This is a genomic window from Paraburkholderia lebeckiae (genome assembly GCF_050436325.1).
GTDB classification, from domain to species: domain Bacteria; phylum Pseudomonadota; class Gammaproteobacteria; order Burkholderiales; family Burkholderiaceae; genus Paraburkholderia; species Paraburkholderia tuberum.
The window spans coordinates 1,523,594-1,539,133 of record NZ_JBNDLZ010000002.1 but is presented as its reverse complement, the minus strand read 5'-3'; the positions used below and the strand labels follow the sequence as shown (position 1 = coordinate 1,539,133).

General features: G+C 62.2%; 16 protein-coding genes and 2 pseudogenes. 10 read left to right on the top strand and 8 right to left on the bottom strand.

Annotation, left to right across the window (positions count from 1 at the left end):
* Nucleotides 1–211 precede the first annotated feature (211 nt).
* From OKW44_RS10295 to OKW44_RS10285, 3 genes are all read left to right on the top strand, one after another.
* Nucleotides 212–1,066 (top strand): PA4780 family RIO1-like protein kinase, encoded by an 855-nt coding sequence (locus tag OKW44_RS10295; RefSeq protein ID WP_018424490.1) that lies wholly within the window; start codon nucleotides 212–214, stop codon nucleotides 1,064–1,066.
* 311 nt (nucleotides 1,067–1,377) lie between these two features.
* Nucleotides 1,378–1,581, top strand: coding sequence for a cold-shock protein (locus OKW44_RS10290; protein ID WP_012428559.1), 204 nt, complete (start codon nucleotides 1,378–1,380; stop codon nucleotides 1,579–1,581).
* 277 nt (nucleotides 1,582–1,858) lie between these two features.
* Entirely contained in the window at nucleotides 1,859–2,083 is a 225-nt protein-coding gene (locus OKW44_RS10285) for a hypothetical protein (protein WP_018424491.1), read from the top strand.
* A 488-nt stretch (nucleotides 2,084–2,571) separates the two neighbouring features.
* Here OKW44_RS10285 and OKW44_RS10280 read toward each other — a convergent pair whose 3' ends face one another.
* Nucleotides 2,572–2,856: a hypothetical protein gene (locus tag OKW44_RS10280; RefSeq protein WP_018424492.1), complete on the bottom strand. Its 285-nt coding sequence runs from the start codon at nucleotides 2,854–2,856 to the stop codon at nucleotides 2,572–2,574.
* Between the two features lie 530 nt (nucleotides 2,857–3,386).
* Between OKW44_RS10280 and OKW44_RS10275 the strand changes: the two genes are divergently transcribed.
* Entirely contained in the window at nucleotides 3,387–3,674 is a 288-nt protein-coding gene (locus OKW44_RS10275; RefSeq protein ID WP_084754409.1) for a hypothetical protein, read from the top strand.
* A gap of 271 nt (nucleotides 3,675–3,945) precedes the next feature.
* Here the strand turns inward: OKW44_RS10275 and OKW44_RS10270 are convergent, their stop codons facing one another.
* Nucleotides 3,946–4,347, bottom strand: coding sequence for a hypothetical protein (locus OKW44_RS10270; protein ID WP_162634051.1), 402 nt, complete (start codon nucleotides 4,345–4,347; stop codon nucleotides 3,946–3,948).
* A 282-nt stretch (nucleotides 4,348–4,629) separates the two neighbouring features.
* Here OKW44_RS10270 and OKW44_RS10265 point away from each other — a divergent pair, with 282 nt between their 5' ends.
* A complete protein-coding gene (locus tag OKW44_RS10265) occupies nucleotides 4,630–5,049 on the top strand; it encodes a hypothetical protein (protein WP_239499249.1) in 420 nt (139 codons plus the stop codon).
* A gap of 62 nt (nucleotides 5,050–5,111) precedes the next feature.
* Complete coding sequence (locus OKW44_RS10260; protein WP_018424494.1) at nucleotides 5,112–5,327, top strand: hypothetical protein; 216 nt, start codon at nucleotides 5,112–5,114, stop codon at nucleotides 5,325–5,327.
* A 64-nt stretch (nucleotides 5,328–5,391) separates the two neighbouring features.
* On the opposite strand, the pseudogene OKW44_RS10255 reads toward OKW44_RS10260, so the two are convergent.
* Nucleotides 5,392–5,607: pseudogene (locus OKW44_RS10255) on the bottom strand (sensor histidine kinase); the annotation flags it as partial.
* 435 nt (nucleotides 5,608–6,042) lie between these two features.
* Nucleotides 6,043–6,306, bottom strand: a complete 264-nt coding sequence (locus OKW44_RS10250; RefSeq protein ID WP_018424495.1) for a hypothetical protein — start codon at nucleotides 6,304–6,306, stop codon at nucleotides 6,043–6,045.
* Between the two features lie 331 nt (nucleotides 6,307–6,637).
* On the opposite strand from OKW44_RS10250, the pseudogene OKW44_RS36995 reads away from it, so the two are divergent.
* The 4 genes and pseudogenes from OKW44_RS36995 to OKW44_RS10230 form a co-directional block, all read left to right on the top strand.
* Nucleotides 6,638–6,862 (top strand): annotated as a pseudogene (locus OKW44_RS36995) (autotransporter outer membrane beta-barrel domain-containing protein); the annotation flags it as partial.
* Nucleotides 6,862–7,113: an autotransporter outer membrane beta-barrel domain-containing protein gene (locus tag OKW44_RS36990; RefSeq protein WP_018424496.1), complete on the top strand. Its 252-nt coding sequence runs from the start codon at nucleotides 6,862–6,864 to the stop codon at nucleotides 7,111–7,113. The pseudogene OKW44_RS36995 and the gene OKW44_RS36990, both read left to right, overlap by 1 nt.
* Before the next feature lie 301 nt (nucleotides 7,114–7,414).
* Complete coding sequence (locus tag OKW44_RS10235) at nucleotides 7,415–8,917, top strand: Na+/H+ antiporter NhaC family protein (RefSeq protein WP_018424497.1); 1,503 nt, start codon at nucleotides 7,415–7,417, stop codon at nucleotides 8,915–8,917.
* A 130-nt stretch (nucleotides 8,918–9,047) separates the two neighbouring features.
* Nucleotides 9,048–9,521 (top strand): hypothetical protein, encoded by a 474-nt coding sequence (locus OKW44_RS10230; protein WP_026226537.1) that lies wholly within the window; start codon nucleotides 9,048–9,050, stop codon nucleotides 9,519–9,521.
* 124 nt (nucleotides 9,522–9,645) lie between these two features.
* Here OKW44_RS10230 and OKW44_RS10225 read toward each other — a convergent pair whose 3' ends face one another.
* The 4 genes from OKW44_RS10225 to OKW44_RS10210 form a co-directional block, all read right to left on the bottom strand.
* On the bottom strand, nucleotides 9,646–11,946 hold the full coding sequence (locus OKW44_RS10225) for a xanthine dehydrogenase family protein molybdopterin-binding subunit (RefSeq protein ID WP_018424499.1): 2,301 nt from the start codon (nucleotides 11,944–11,946) through the stop codon (nucleotides 9,646–9,648).
* Complete coding sequence (locus tag OKW44_RS10220; protein ID WP_018424500.1) at nucleotides 11,943–12,425, bottom strand: (2Fe-2S)-binding protein; 483 nt, start codon at nucleotides 12,423–12,425, stop codon at nucleotides 11,943–11,945. Before OKW44_RS10220 ends, OKW44_RS10225 begins: the two co-directional genes overlap by 4 nt.
* On the bottom strand, nucleotides 12,422–13,729 hold the full coding sequence (locus OKW44_RS10215; RefSeq protein ID WP_026226538.1) for a c-type cytochrome: 1,308 nt from the start codon (nucleotides 13,727–13,729) through the stop codon (nucleotides 12,422–12,424). Before OKW44_RS10215 ends, OKW44_RS10220 begins: the two co-directional genes overlap by 4 nt.
* Nucleotides 13,730–13,913: 184 nt before the next feature.
* On the bottom strand, nucleotides 13,914–15,503 hold the full coding sequence (locus OKW44_RS10210; protein WP_018424502.1) for an aspartate:alanine exchanger family transporter: 1,590 nt from the start codon (nucleotides 15,501–15,503) through the stop codon (nucleotides 13,914–13,916).
* Nucleotides 15,504–15,540 lie beyond the last annotated feature (37 nt).

Here is a 15,540-nt window from a genome sequence, read left to right as displayed (position 1 = left end):
CAATACATCTACGCAGTCGCCAGGAGATTAGAGTCGCCTGCCCCTCGCCCCCTTTATAATCCGGCATGACTCCCTCCACTCCCCATGCAGCAATCCGACGACCGGAACCGCCCACGCGATTCATCGGTTTGCCGATTCCGCACACTTCAGCGGCCCATTCGCCTTCCACGCATTTCGAACGCTCGCGCCACGAGCCGCACGGGTCGGTCGTATGAAGATACCTAAACGGCTTGCACCGCTTCTCGACGAAGGACTCATCGACGAAGTGATCGGCCAGTTGATGAGCGGCAAGGAAGCAACAGTCTACCTCGTGCGCAGCGGCCACTCGATGCGCTGCGCAAAGGTCTACAAGGACGCTAAGCAGCGCAGTTTCCGGCAAGCCGCGTCGTATCGGGACGGTCGCAAGGTCAAGAATAGCCGGCAGGCGCGTGCGATGGAAAAAGGTACTCGCTATGGCCGCCAGATGCAGGAAGAGTTGTGGCAAAACGCCGAAGTCAACGCATTGTTCCGACTTGCCGACGCGGGCGTGCGCGTGCCGCAACCCTATATTTGTACCGATGGCGTCTTACTGATGGAACTGGTGGTCGACGCAGCGGGTGACGTCGCGCCACGCCTCAACGACGTCCATCTGACCGAAGCGCGCGCCCTTGAACTGCACGCCCTCCTGCTCAACGAGGTTGTCCGCATGCTCTGCGCGGGTGTGATTCACGGCGACCTATCCGAATACAACATCCTGCTGGCAGCTGATGGGCCGGTGATCATCGATCTGCCTCAGGCCGTCGACGCAGCTGCCAACAACGAAGCCGCTTCGATGCTCAAGCGTGACGTCGACAACCTGGCTGCGTACTTCGGACGGTTCGCACCGCAAATTCTCAGCGCGGATTACGGAACGGAGATCTGGGCGCTGTTCGAAGCAGGCGGGCTGCAAGTCGATGTCAAATTGACCGGACGCATCGAGCTCGACACGCGACCAGTCGACCTCGATAGCGTGCTGCAGGAACTCGAAGAGACACGTCTTTACGAAGACGCGCGAGTGCGGCGCCAGCAGGAACTGAGCGCAGACTGATAACCGTGCTCGATGTACCCCGGACGATTGCCCCGCGATAAGGTCTTCGTCGAATGTCGCACCAGCAACCGGTTGCGCACCGTCAGACTATTCGAGTTCGGCCAGAAAGGGCCCCGCCCGTGGAACAGTTACAAGATAAGTATTGACGCTGGTGCCACTCGGCGGTTAGGGTGTCGCATGAAGTTCAAGAAGTTCGATTGCTGTTCATCAATTGCTCGCTCCTCAGCGGTATTCGTTGTCCTTTCCCTCCTTGACGCTTCATACGCTCTTCAACGGAGCACATTTTCCCGTTTTTTTCTCAAGGATTCTTCATGGATACCGGTACCGTTAAGTGGTTCAACGATAGCAAAGGTTTTGGCTTCATCACCCCGGACAAGGGCGGTGACGATCTGTTCGCTCATTTCTCCGAAATCAGCGGCGACGGCTTCAAGACGTTGGCTGAAAATCAGAAGGTGAGCTTCGAAACGAAGCAAGGCCCGAAGGGTCTGCAGGCAGCTAACATCAAGCCGCTGTAAAGTTTGAAGGGCCCGGCGTCCCGCGACGGACGCCGGGTTGCAGCGACATCCTTGCGGAGCGTTGTTTTCTAAAGTGGCGCGTTCGCTCCCGGCTGCATCGGTTTCGCCAGCACCTTGCCAAGCGCCATACGTCTCGTTGCGCTCACTTTCCCCTCTGGCATTCCCGCCACGTCTTCGCTTTCCGACTGCTTCGGATTCGGCCTGAGATGCCTTTGAATCGGGCGTACCTGTGCACATTTCGCAAGGCACGCGCGCACTCGACATTATTAAAACTAAAATGCAGAACAGACAAATTCAACAATACAACGGCTATGCCGTCCAGCCCTCGGCGCATCGTTTGCCCGACGGCAGTTTTTCCTCCAACCTGCTGCTCGAACGCGCCGATAGCGAGCGCGCGGACGGCCGCTACCAGTTCTATTCGCTCGATTACTTCACGAGTGAGGAGCAGGCATTGCAGCACTCGACACGCTGGGCACGCAACTGGGTCGACACGCGCGGTTAACGGCGACGCCCCAGTTCTGCGCGCTCAACGCATCTTAGGCATCAGGACGCGTGCAATAAGGCGCGCGATCGATCGGTTACTTTCCGTTTTGAGCCGGGCGCTCAGTGCGAACTTCCGGATTTTCTCTATCGACGTCTTCGGCATTCCATACACGGCATCGAAGTCGACGACGCTCTTGAGCTTTCAGACCAGGTCGAAGTGTGAACGCAGGCGCGGGCGGACGGCAATCATCCATCGCTCACTATGCGGCCGAGATGGAATGCACAAGGCTTCCCTTCGGGCATGACGGTATCTATTTCGTGGTCGACGCCTGAGGAGGCGATGACCGGAACTGGCAGCAATGCGGTCGCATTGGCATAGCCTGTCGAGCATGTGGCGACTGACGATCAGAAGATCAACTTCTTTATCGTGCACATTGTTGATGGCGTGCCCCTGGCGCGCGCGAACACGGGTACCTTCTGCATAGACTCGGGTTCTGGCTTTAGCACTCAGGGGGATTCCAGGATGGTGCGATCAAAGCCGTCAGTATCAATCAGCATTTCGGCGTAGGCCACCGACGCGCGCCTTGCGTCGCCGGCATTCACGAAGGGCCTTTTGCCGGGCACACGGAATAAGCGACTTCGCGGGTTGTCCGTCATGGAATCCGGGTCGCTGATGCGAATCGACGCATCGAATCCTTCCTCGTAATTGTGACCATATCCCGGTTGAGTCGTGCGATGCGGATACACGAGTAGGGAAATATCGAGACCTCGATAATGGCGGACGGTTGTCATCAGGTCACTCCTTTTGGCCGCAGCAAGCAGCACGTTTTTGATCGTTGTGCAGGTTTGGCCGAAGGAGATACGCCCCCGAGCCACACCGACGAGGCGACCGGAACGAAGTTTCCTGGCTAGCTGTCCGGTACGCGGATACCCGAGCTTCGTGCTTAACATCCGCAAGCGTTCCCTAAACCGGCATTCCGCTCACGTTTGTCCGATCGGGCATCGCACTGTCCCGAACTCACGAAGTGGGTCGCTCCCGTATCCTTGGCCAGCCTCATCGCGCGTGGCAAGCAGACGCTGTTGATCTTGGTGTTCTTGGAGAGTTTCAACGTAAGCGTGGAGGTGGAACCAGGCAGACAGCCGTCGCCCCGGCCATCTAAGCAAACGCTATGGCAATCCGGGCAGTGCCCCCTTTGCCGACCTTAACTTTCAAGGTACGCGCGACAGTACCATCGGTCAATACAATTCTGGTAACAGTCGCTGCGCCGCCCGATGTAACCCGTTCCAGCGTATAGTGAGTCATACCCTGCGGAGTGACCAACATGTCGACACACCCGTTTTTTCTCTACAAGGGGTACGAACTTCATCCCCTTGTCTTTCCCCGCACATTCAGTCGCTTTGACGGACATTCCCGTTACGCGGAAGGTTATGAAATTGCAGTACGGATATGTCGTCCGGCGGCGACAGCAATTCCCTCCGCAAGCCGGGTCTTCAGGCTGAACCAAACGCATACATTCTCTGACTTCGGTACGGCAAGGCGAGCCGCCCGGCAGCAGGGGAAGGACATCGTCGACGGAAAGGTGAGCGGCGCTTCGGTCATCGACATATGAAAACGCCGCTGACGGGCAGCATCTGTCGATGTGCTCGATCATGCGACGAATTGCTGTCTACCTGATGGCCAATCTGATCGTCACTCCCACATAAAAGGCGGCCAGCACCTCCAGCTTTTTGGCGACCGGTATGGCAGCATTCCGCTGCGCAACGGACCCTTTACCCGGCGGTGAGCATACCTCATTGCCGGAACAGCGGGACAGGACTGCAATCGACGTGCTGCTCGGGACGCTCGCCGGCGATCACCTTCCCGAACGATTCGCGATTTGGTCATCCCCGAAGATTCGATGTGACCGGTTGCAAAAACGTACCGCAGACCTGCAAGTCGAGCAGCAATTGGCGTCGCTGGCTCACGCCGTCTCGTCGCCCAATCGGGCCACGCGGTCCCAGCTGTTCCGCGTCGAACACGTACCCCCGAAATGAAGTCGGTCCGGATAGCCGTTGCATGTCGCGCTCGGCAATCGCGTGGTCGCGGATGCGTCCGCCTCGAGCCAGAGGCGCAAACATCGCATCGGTCTCCTCGCGGGCGGTCGGGTAACGCTGGAACTCCTTATGACCTGACGAAAGGGTGAATCGATTTCTGCCAAAACGGGCGAACGGGCTGCAATGCTGTTTCGCGCGCTTCGTTCCGCCGTCGTTGAATTGTTGACGTCGAGACTGCTTGCCGCGCATGTCGGAGGCGCACTCTGCGTCGCCACATGATGAGCCTGAGAAGAGAGGCAGTCCGATGTGGATCTTCGGATCGCCGCCGCCTACCGGCGCTGCGGTACATAAGTGCCGGGTTGACTTGCATGTTCCCTGTGCTTCTCTGACGGCGCCTGAAGCACGAGTTTTTCTGTACAAATCCATCAATGGGCGTAGCATGAAATCGTCACTCTACCTGCGACCGTTCCTCGCGTCCTTAAGCTGCGTGCCCGACGGAATCGTAGTTACGCTTTCACCCAAAACCGAAACGTGGCCGACCTCCTGAAGGGCAGCGGACGCAGTGGCACACGTCGCTACGCTCCGTCTTTTCCGCTACACCATGAGACGGCCTCAAAGGCACCGATCACGACCGGTTCCTGTCTCTACCGCAGGCTCGAACTTCATCCGCTGATGGTTGACTCAGAGCCGTTGCAAACATTGGAGTTTGGTATGGAAAGAAATGACCTGCTGAAATGGATTCGGTGCAATGGTGATGACATCGTCGATCAGTTTCTGCCGCCCGGCGCGCGGGGCGAACTGGATAGCCTCATCCATGACCGCCGTCACGAGATCGATGCGGGCGCGTTTCTGATGTTCATGTCGATTCGTACGCTTCTATGCGAACGCGGCATGGCAAGCTGCGAATCGGATCGCGAGGCCGGACAAATCATGGCCATGCTGAGCACCTAGGTCGCGCTTTTCGACGCTCCTCTGAGACAGTCGCAATCGAGCGATAACCCCAAAGGAATACCATGCGCTTCAATTCCACCCTGATCGTTATCGACCCGACCCCCCGGCGGGCCGACGGCGAGTACATGGCCCACGCACGCATCAGCGGCAGCCGTGCCGACGGCACCGGGTACGAGATTCATTCGAGTGGCGATCTGGCAGGCTTCGACGCACGCGAGGACGCGATAGCCTACGCGAAGAACTGGGCGCAGGACTGGCTGCACGCGCGCTTCGGGTGACAGACGTCTCACCTGGGGACGCGACGAGAGAGGGATTGGTGTGCAGGCCGGCCATTCGCCATCAGAGGAAGATGCAGCGGGATGCGCGGTATTCTGCGGCCAGATGGTTGATGTTGAAACCGCCTCGAGCGCGCAGAACCGCATGGGTTTGCGCGGCCGTCTCCGGCGCATCCGTCAGCCGGGGTGCTCGCCCTAAGGACTTTTCGTGCTGCGCTTCCCTGGTCTGCGAAGTCTGCAAATCGCTGGCTACTGCTTCCAGAATCTGCTGCGCGTCGTCTCTGCTCGTGGTTTTACACCTGCCGGGACGCGCCTATTCCATCGCCGGTCTTCACAGACCGACCACGACTGCATGAAGCAAATCCGCAGCATCGTCGCAACAGGAAGGGTGTGCGCCTCGATTATCCATTCGGCTCGTGCCGCTCCATCCGCGCGATCAGCCTCGACCATTAGAATCCGGTCAGATCTCTTCCAGAAACCGCGCTCGTGCACGCTTCGCCGTCGTATCAGACCAGGATGGAGTTGCACTATCGCGTCTCTCCCGAGTGTCTCTGCGCTCGGATGGCCCCTCGCACGTCATTGTGGGATTTGCGCGGGTCTTTCCAAACTGACGATTTAGTCCGCGGTTCGGGACGTCGCACTATCCACACTCGGCCGTAAAAGCTGAAGCGGGAAGAACCAAGGTGTCAGTCGCCGCCATGCGGCTCTCGCGTCGCCATTATTGTTTCATCGCGCCAGTTGCGTTCGAGTTTGACGCGCCTTTAGGCGACATCGCGTTCTCACGCTTCTGCATCAATGTGCCACTGGCGGGCTTGCTGGTGCCGGCGTCCGCAGCACGGCCCATGCTCTGGCCAGCGGCACCCGGCTGCGCGTTTTCAGTATCACGGTTTGCTGGCGCAGCTTTGCCAGTATTGGTCTGCGCAAATGCGCAAGCGCTAGCGATGATGGAAATTGCGCTGATTCCTGCCATTATCAACTTCATGATCGTCTCCGGTTCGGGAACTGCTTTTCTATGTCTGACCTAGTGCAGCACGACGCATGCCTAGAGGAAGTGGCAAACAATAAGCGTGTGCTGTTGCCGCCCGCGAGAAGGTCGGAATGCGAAGGCCCCAAGAAGTTAATCGACTTAATAATTACTTGCCCGATTTACGTTCTGGTACGTGTTTTGGTGACGGCTTGGGTCATGTCAGCGATCACGGGAGTTCCTCGCCGCGAACGCGGATGCGCCGCCGTCCAAATTCGCGGGACGGCCGATTAACTCAATCAGGCCGCTTTATGCCAAATGAATCGCGCCATTAAAAACGGCCACGCGGTTGCCCGTCTCCGGTTCAGGGTTCGCCACTTCGCTGAAAGCTGGCTATCCGTTCCCCTTGCCGCTTGGACCGGGCTTCGTGCTCGAACCTCAGATGCAGGTTATTTGGCAGCACGTCGGGTTGAACGAAGCCAATGACGGGCTGGGTCCGGTCGATCCCGGCTCCACGTCAGGCGTGACCGGGCGGCTCGGGCTGTGGACCATCGAACGCGCCGGCGGAGACGTATGGCAGCCGTACGTGCGCACCAATCTCTGGCGGGACTGGGGGCTCAGGCAGCGACGACATACTCCGGCGCCGAGCAGGTGCCACTCGGACAGCAGTTCACGCGTATGGACTTCGCCGCAGGCGTGACGGCGAAGCTCAACACACGTATGAGCTTGTATGGACAGTTCGGCTATCAGTTCTCGATCAACGATTCGGTCAGTGCCAGCCAAAAGGGCGTCTGGGGCGACGTCGGTTTTCGCTACGCCTGGTGAGCAGCCGTTCACTGCAGGTCTCGCGCTGAGCGAGAGCAGATACGGCAGCCTGTAACCGCAGGCGGGATGTTCGGCACGAATCCTGCGATTCTTCACGCAGCAACGATTCTTTCCTATGCTTAAAGCAACGGGCGAGCCCGCCGGAGCTGCCATCGCCGCGTCGCATGAGCGGGGGGCCGCGCGCCTGCGCGCGTGACATCGAATCAAAGCAGCCGTTCGCGCATGTTTCGATGATTCACCGGCTACCGGGCGGTCTGGATGGCAACGTTTGGACTACCCAGCAAACGAACGGAGCGTGGCGATGAAGCGGAGCGAGTCACCCCAGCCGGTCACGATGCTCGAAGCACTGATACCGATCGCTGGCCTCGTCTTGCTCGTCAGTCTGTCGTTCTACCTGTTCGGCGATGGTGGTGCGAACGGGCCGAACCAGGTGGCACTCGTCGTGGCGACCATGCTGGCCGTATTTGTCGGTTGGCGTCGGGGTCATTCGCTCGCTTCGCTGGGCGAGGCCGCGAATGCAAGTGTCAGTTCCGGTATTGGCGCGATTCTCATCCTGTTTGCAGTCGGCGCGCTGATCGGCACGTGGGCGCTCTGCGGCACGATCGTCGCCATGGTCTATTACGGGCTGAGATTGCTGAGCCCGGACTACTTTTACGTCACGGCGGCTGGAGTCTGCGCGGTGATCTCGTTTGCCATTGGGACCTCGTGGACTGTCGCGGGTACGATCGGAATCGGCCTGATGGGCATTGCGCACAGCATGGGCCTGAGCCCCGCCATAACGGCCGGTGCGGTGATTTCCGGCGCTTATTTCGGCGACAAGTCTTCGCCGCTCTCGGACACCGCGAATCTTGCGGCCGCTGCCGCGGGTGTCGATCTGTATCAACACGTGCGCGAGACGCTGCTGACATCACTCGTCGCGATTGTCATCACGCTGGCCGTGTTTTATCTGCTTGGCCGCCCGGGCGCCTTCGATGCGAGCGCGGAGGTTGCTGCAATGCAGAGCGCATTCTACATATCGCCAGTGCTGTTCCTGCCGCTCGTTCTTGTCGTCGTGCTGACGCTGTTCCGGCTTCCGCCCTTTACCACCATCTTTCTTGGCGCATTGGCGGGTGGCGTGGTTGCCGTTTTCGTCGAGCCAGCGCGAGTGCTCGCATTTGCCTCCGCGCGAGAGGGCGTGCCGATCCCGATTGCGATGCTCAAAGGCGTATGGCTTGCGCTTGGGAGCGGCTACAAGTCCACGACTGGAAATCCAGTGCTTGATACGCTCCTCACTCGCGGCGGTATGGACAGCATGCTGAATACTATCTGGCTGATCATCACGGCACTGACATTCGGAGGGGTGGTCGAGAAGTGCGGTGCGATAGAACGCCTCATTGCCCCGGTAGTCGATTGGGCCAGGAGCGGTGGGGCGCTGGTCGGTTCCCTGGTCCTGGCGACCATCGCGACGAACATCGTTACGGCAGACCAGTTCATCGCAGCCGTGCTGCCGGCCCGGATGTTCAGGAGTGCATTCGCGGCACGCGGCTACGCGCCCATCGTGTTATCGCGTTCCGTTGGTGATTCGGCCACGACCACAGGCGCGCTGATCCCCTGGAACAGTTGCGGCGCGTTTATGGCAGTGACCCTTGGCGTGCCGACACTCAGCTATGCACCCTATGCCGTATTTTGCGTGGTAAGTCCGCTGCTGACGGTGGCGATCGCCTACGCGGGTATCCGCATGCCACGCGTCCCCGCTGCCCAAGCCGAGACCTCAACGGCAGGCGGCCCCCCAACTCCGGTCCATGAAGACACCAAGCAGAATTGACGGGTATGCTTATTCGAGTCGTGAGGCACCCTCGCTCGTGGCCGATACCCGGCGCGCGATGCGTTTCCAACCTATTGCAAGCGTTCTTCCGTCCGACGAACCGTCGGCAATACTGTAAGGAGCAGTCAAGATGAAAATGCAACGAAACGCTCCCCGGATCGTGTCCATGATGCTCGCCGCGGCGTTCACACTGGCTCAGGCAGGCGTCGCAGTGTCGCAGACGGCTGCTCCGCAGAGCGCCAGCGAGATCCATAGGACCGGCATGCCAGAGACGCAGCAGCAGGGCGACATATCGTTCGTGACTGGCGGAGTCGGTCGCGACGAGTCGACTGCGCTGCGGCAGGCACGAAGGCAGTGGCCGTTGTCTCTGCAGTTCACCGGTCCCGGGGCGAGCTATGTGGCCGACGTCCAGGTGAAGATTGCCAAGGCTGGCGGCGCGACCGTGCTCGAGGCCACGTCGAAGGGGCCGTACATGCTCGTGCGGCTGCCTCAAGGGCGCTATACGGTCAACGCCACTTACGGCAGCGTGACCAGAAGGGAGACCGTGAACGTCCGCGGCAATGGCAGCGCGCGTGCGACGTTCGCGTTTCCGTCCACCCACTGAGCGCGGTCCCGACGCCGCGCCGAAGGTCGCGCGCGTCGCGTTCGTTTGACGACGGGCCAGGACCCAGCCATAGGCTTATTTGGCTTTTACACGCCAGTATCTGGACTTTTGCGGAACGAAAGCCTCATGCCTTGAGCAGGTTCTTCCCCTTCGTCCCGAGCAACGGCAAGTCGCGGATCCGCACACCGGTCGCGTCGTCGATCGCATTCGCTAGCGCCGCGGCGGCCGGGCCTTGCGCCGCTTCTCCGACCCCGAGGAATGGCAGGCCCGGCCGGTCGATCAATAGCACGTCCACGCGTTTAGGTACGGACGAGAAGCGCATGATCGGATAAGTGCTCCAGTCATAGCTCGTGATGCGTTGCGGGTCGAAATGCGTTTCTTCATAAAGCGTCCAGCTCGTGGTTTGCAAAATGCCGCCTTCGATCTGATTGCGCACGCCGTCCGGATTCACGATCTGTCCGCAATCGACGGCTGCTACGACACGCTCGATGCTGAGCTCGCCGGTATCGCGCATGACCGTCACGTCCATTGCGACGGCAAGGTAGGCCATCAGGTTCTTGTATTGGGCAAACGCAAAGCCGGTACCTTGCGAGCGCGGGCTCGAGTCGCCCGTTCGCGCCCTGCGGGCTCGCCAGCCGAATTGATCGACTACGGCGCTAATGACGCCATGCGCGCGCGGATCATCGAGATGTTTGAGGCGAAACGCAACGGGGTCGGCGTGCGCGGCTCTGGCGAGCTCGTCGATGAAGCTCTCGATCGCGAACACGTTCATGTGCGCGCCGAGCGAGCGCATGGCAGAGACGCGTATCGGCATCGTGGGCACGAAGTGATGCTGCACGTGCAGGCCGGGCACGCGGTAAAGCGGAATGCTGTTGCGGTCGCCTCCGCCTTCCGGCATCGGAATCGGCTTCGGCGGCGCGGGGGTGAACGGTTGCGCAAGGAGCTGCGCGGGCAACAGGCGGCCCGCATTCTCGATGCGGTTGTTATGCGTGTTGCTCCATAGCTCGTAACGCCAGTCGGCAAGCGTGCCTGCCGAATCGAGCGTTGCATTCGCCTCGACTGTCATGGCCGGGCCGAACGGCTCCCACATGTGTTCCTGTTCGCGCATCAATTGCACGCGCACCGGGCGGCCAGGCAGCTCGCGTGCAACGAGGGCGGCGTCGGCCGCGACATCGTCCGCGCCGTTGTGTCCGTAGCAGCCCGAACCTTCCACATGCACGCAGCGCACCTTGTCGGGTGGCATCGCGAGCATTTCGGCGATGCCCGCACGCAGCGGATAGACGCCTTGCGTGTGCGTCCACACGGTCATCACATCGTTGTCGAGCTGCGCGACAGCGCACGATGGCCCAATCGAGCCATGCGTCAGATACGGCCTCGAATAGCGCGCCCGCAGTGTCGCCACAGGCGCGGCCGCGCCCGTCGCTGCGCCCTGATCGGCCACCGCGATTTCCTGTGAAGGCAGACTCATCAGCAGCGCGTGAACGTTCGCGGGATCGGGCAGCGGCGGCCCGGCCTGCCATTGCGCGGCAAGCGCAAGCTCACGCATCGCGAGGATCGCGCGCCATTCGTCGTCGGCGACCACCGCGAGGTAGTTGCCGTTGCGCACGACCTTGATGACGCCGGGCAGCGCTTCGACGCGCCCGCTATCGACTGCGACGAGGCTCGCGCCATAAGACGGCGGCCGCACGACGCGGGCATGCAGCATGCCGTGCGGCCGCAGGTCCTGGGCATAGCTCGCGCCGCCGGTCACCTTGCCCGGTATGTCCACGCGCGGCAGCATATGGCCAATCAGCGCGTAGGCCGATGGCGGCTTTTTCGGCGCGTCGGGCTGCGCGTTCTGATGGAGGTCCGCGTATTGCACGGCTTCGCCATAGCTCACGCGTCTTCCGTCGGCGGCAATGACGGCGCCGTCGCGCGTTGTCAGGGCCGCTGCGTCGACGCCCAGTCGCGACGCCGCGCTCGCGACCAGCAGCGCGCGCACCTGAGCGGCGGCGTTGAGGATCGCGGTGCCGCTGTCCGCCATCGTGTGACTGCCTGCGGTGTAGCCTTCGTTCGGCGTTGCGGCGGTGTCGGCGGTGATCAGCTCGATCGCATGAGGCGCGAGATCCAGCTCTTCCGCGGCGACCTGCAGCAGCGCGGTGCGAATGCCCGTGCCAAGCTCCGCCTTGCCCGTGAATACGCTCACCTGGCCGTCACGGGCGACCTTGATCCACGCATCGAGCAACGGCGTGCTCTTGAGACTGCCCGGCAGCTTCGGGGCGCTCGCGTTGAAGGTGCCCGCTTCGGTGGTGGTTTGCGCAAGCGCGGCCATGCCTGGCACGATCGCGAAGCTCACCATCAGCGAGCCGCCAACGAGGAAGCGGCGCCGCGCGGGGTCATCGGGGCCGATGCCGTGAGCGACGGAGGACGGGCGGCCGTCGCTCACGACTGCGCTCCCTCGTCCGTTCGCGGCGAACCCGTCGCGACTTGCCGGATCGCCGCGAGAATGCGCATGTGCGTGCCGCAGCGGCACAGGTTCGGCTGCATGTAGCGGCGGATCTGTTCATCGCCTGGGTGCGGGATTCGCTCCAGCAGCGTGTGCGCGCGCATGATCATGCCGGCGATGCAATAGCCGCATTGCGCGGCTTGTTCGTCAATGAAGGCTTGCTGAAGTGGTCCCGGATGTTCCGCGCTGCCAAGTCCTTCGACGGTTCGCACTGGCCGGTCGCCAATGGCCACGACCGGCATGAGGCACGAGAACACCGGTTCGCCGCCGACGCTGACCGTGCATGCGCCGCATTGACCGAGACCGCAGCCGAACTTCGCGCCATCGAGCTGCAACTGGTTGCGCAGCACGTAGAGCAGCGGCGTTGACGGGTCGACATCGACCGTATGACTGACACCGTTGACGTTGAGTGTAATCATCGTGGCAGGCCGTCCTTGCGAAAATGCGCGACCGCGCCGGCGTCGAGCGAGGGCCACGCGTCGCGTGCGGTGAAGCGCTCGCGCGTGTAGTTGGCGAGCTCCGCTATCTGCGCATCCGTGAATGTGTTGGCGAATGATGGCATGAAGGGCGCGCTATCGCTTTCGTGCCAGTCGATTCCATCGAGGATGATACGGATCATGTTGCGCGGGCTGTCGGCGTTGACGGCCGTGGAAAGGGACAGCGACGGTCGAGCGTCCCCGCTCGACATCGGCGCGCCTTCGGCATGGCACGATGCGCAGGCCGCGGAGAATAGATTCGCGCCGCCGCCGGGCGCGGTGGACACGGGCGCGGCGGAAGCGGAGGGCGAGGCGACCGGATGCTCCGGCACGCCCGGGCCCCCGGACGGCAATGCCAGCAGGTATGCGGCAATCGCCTCTACGTCGGAGGCGGACGCGTCGGCGAGCATGCGCGTGACGGGGCGCATCGGACCCGCCGCCGCCCCATGGGCGCTCGCGAGGCCCGTGCGCAGATAGCTGATGAGCTGTGCCTGCGTCCAGGGCATGGGGCGTGAAGCGAGGTTCGTCAGCGCGGGCGCATCCCATCCGTCGATCGTGCCGCCTTGCAGCGCGCGGTCGCGGCGCTCGGCACCGAGGCGGTTGAGCGGCGTGTGGCACGCACCGCAATGACCGAGGCTTTCGACCAGGTATCGTCCGCGTGCGACGTCCGGCGCTTCGGGCGGGGCCGGCGCTGCTTCGGTACCGGTATGCAGGTAAAAAAGATTCCACACGGCGATGAGGGGCCTGAAGCCGAGCGGGAAGATCAGGTCGTTGTGCGGCGCAGGCGCCTTGACGGGAGCGCGGCTCATCAGCCACGCATACAGCGAGCCCATATCGGCATCGCTGATGTGCGTGAAGTGCGGATACGGGAACGCGGGATAGAGCAGATGGCCGTCGCTGGACACGCCGCGCCGCATCGCGCGCGCGAACGCGTCGAGCGACCAGCCCCCGATACCCGTCTCGTTGTCCGGGGAGATGTTAGTCGAGTAAATGATGCCAAACGGTGTTTGCAGTGGCAGTCCGCCCGCGAGGGGCAGGCCGCCCGTCGCGGTGTGGCACGCGACGCAATTGCCAACGGCCGCGAGCTTCGCGCCGCGCGCCGCGGCCGCCGTATCACTGCCGGTCGCGATGGGCGCGGTGACGGCATTCGGCGCGGGCTCCCGTGCATGCACGGTGGGTCCGCCGTATGCGGCCATGAGGGCAACCAGAACAACGGCCACGCCTGCACTCGCCACCCGTCCTTTCATCTAGCCTCCATCGCCGAGCCGTCCGCATCATGGTTCCAGACTACGTCGCGCGGCTCCAGGTGGCGCAAGCGGCGTTCCTGATATTCAAGGAAGTCTGCGGCTGTCCGCCGCTCCGCGGTTCGCCGCTGTCTACGAGGACGGAAGCTCCAGGGGCGAACAGCGGCGGTCGCGATAACGGTCTCGCCTAGCCGGCTGCGATCGCGATGGCGATCTGCACGAAAAGCACCTTGACGATGGTCATCGACGGAAAAATCATCGCGTACATGACGTCGGGCTGATCCGTCGGCGCGATGCGGTTGGCGAAGGCGAGAATCGCGGGATTGCCGGTCGCCCCGCAGATCACGCCGACCGATGTATCGAAAGACAGTCTGAAGACCCACAGGCAGCACCCAGCCGTGACGCCGACGAGCACCAGCAGCGTGATCACGCCATAAAGCAGCAGCAGCGGTCCGGCGGTGCCGACGGTCGCGACGAATTTCGGTCCGCAAGACAGGCCCACCTGCGCGAGAAAAATCGTCAGCCCGAGATTGCGCAGCACGAGATTTGCGGAGAGCGGCATCACCCACACGAACGGTCCGTTGCGGCGCGCCTTGCCGAGGCACAGCGCGACCAGTAGCAACGCCGCGAGACCGAGGCTGAACGCGCCGAGACCGGGCGCGCGCAGCGGGATCGCGCCGACCAGCAGCCCCGCTGCCGCGCCGATGCCCAGACAGATGAAACTGAGGTCGGCCGTGCCCTTGATCGAATCGCCGAAAAACGCGCGGACCCTCGCGCGATGCGCGCTACTGACGAGCAGGCCGACGCGGTCGCCAGCTTCGAGAATGAGCTCTGGCGTCGACAGTAGATCGGCGTCGCCGCGCCGCACGTGCGCGACCGCGCAGTTCACGCCATCCGGAAAGCGCAGATTGCCGAGCGCCGTGCCGACGACTGAGGGACTCGACGCGAACACGCGCATATAGTCCAGGTCTTCCCGATGACTCGAGATACGCCCGGGCTGTAGCTCGCCGCAGAGCGCCGTTGCTTCGTCGAGCGGGCGGCGCTCGGTGGCGGTGGCAAGAAGGACGTCGTCGGCGCGCAGCGTGAAGTCGTCGCTGGGCAGCTGATTGTGATGCGCGCGTCGCACGGCCGCGATCACTACGCCGGCAGGCAGGCGAGTCGAGAGCTCCGACAGCTTGAGACCGAACAGACTGGCATTGCGCAGCGCGATTTCTGCGGTCTCCAGCACCTTCGCAGACGGTTTCGATATTTTGGCTTTCAGGACTGAGTTCAGCACATAGAGGAATAGGATCGGCCCGGCCACGCCGAACGGATAGGTGACGCTATAAGCCACGGCGGCATTGCTGCTTTTCATCGATGCGATGGCAACCTGCAGGCTCGCCGTGCTGGTGCCGCTGCCGGCGAACATGCCGAGCGCATCGGCGAGCGTGATGCCGAAATGGATGAAGGCGCACGCCACGAGACCCGAAGCGATCACGCCCAGACATGCGGCCGCGTTGGCCTTCACGCCTTCCCGGCTCGTGAGTCCGCGGAAGAACTGCGCGCCGTACTGAATGCCGATGCCATACAGAAACAGCAGCAGACCGAGCGTGCCCAGCAACGCCGGCGGCGCGGATTTCGGCGCGAACGCGCCGAGCGCCAGTCCAACGAACAGCACGGCCCCCGAGCCTAGAGCCACGCCCTTGATATTGATTTCGCCGACCAGGTAGCCGAGCGCGATGGTCAGAAAAAGCGCGAACAGCGGCTGAGTTTCGAGGAAAGTTCTGACTGCTTCCATGCCGCCCCCTATAGGTGGACAAAGCACCGCGACTGAG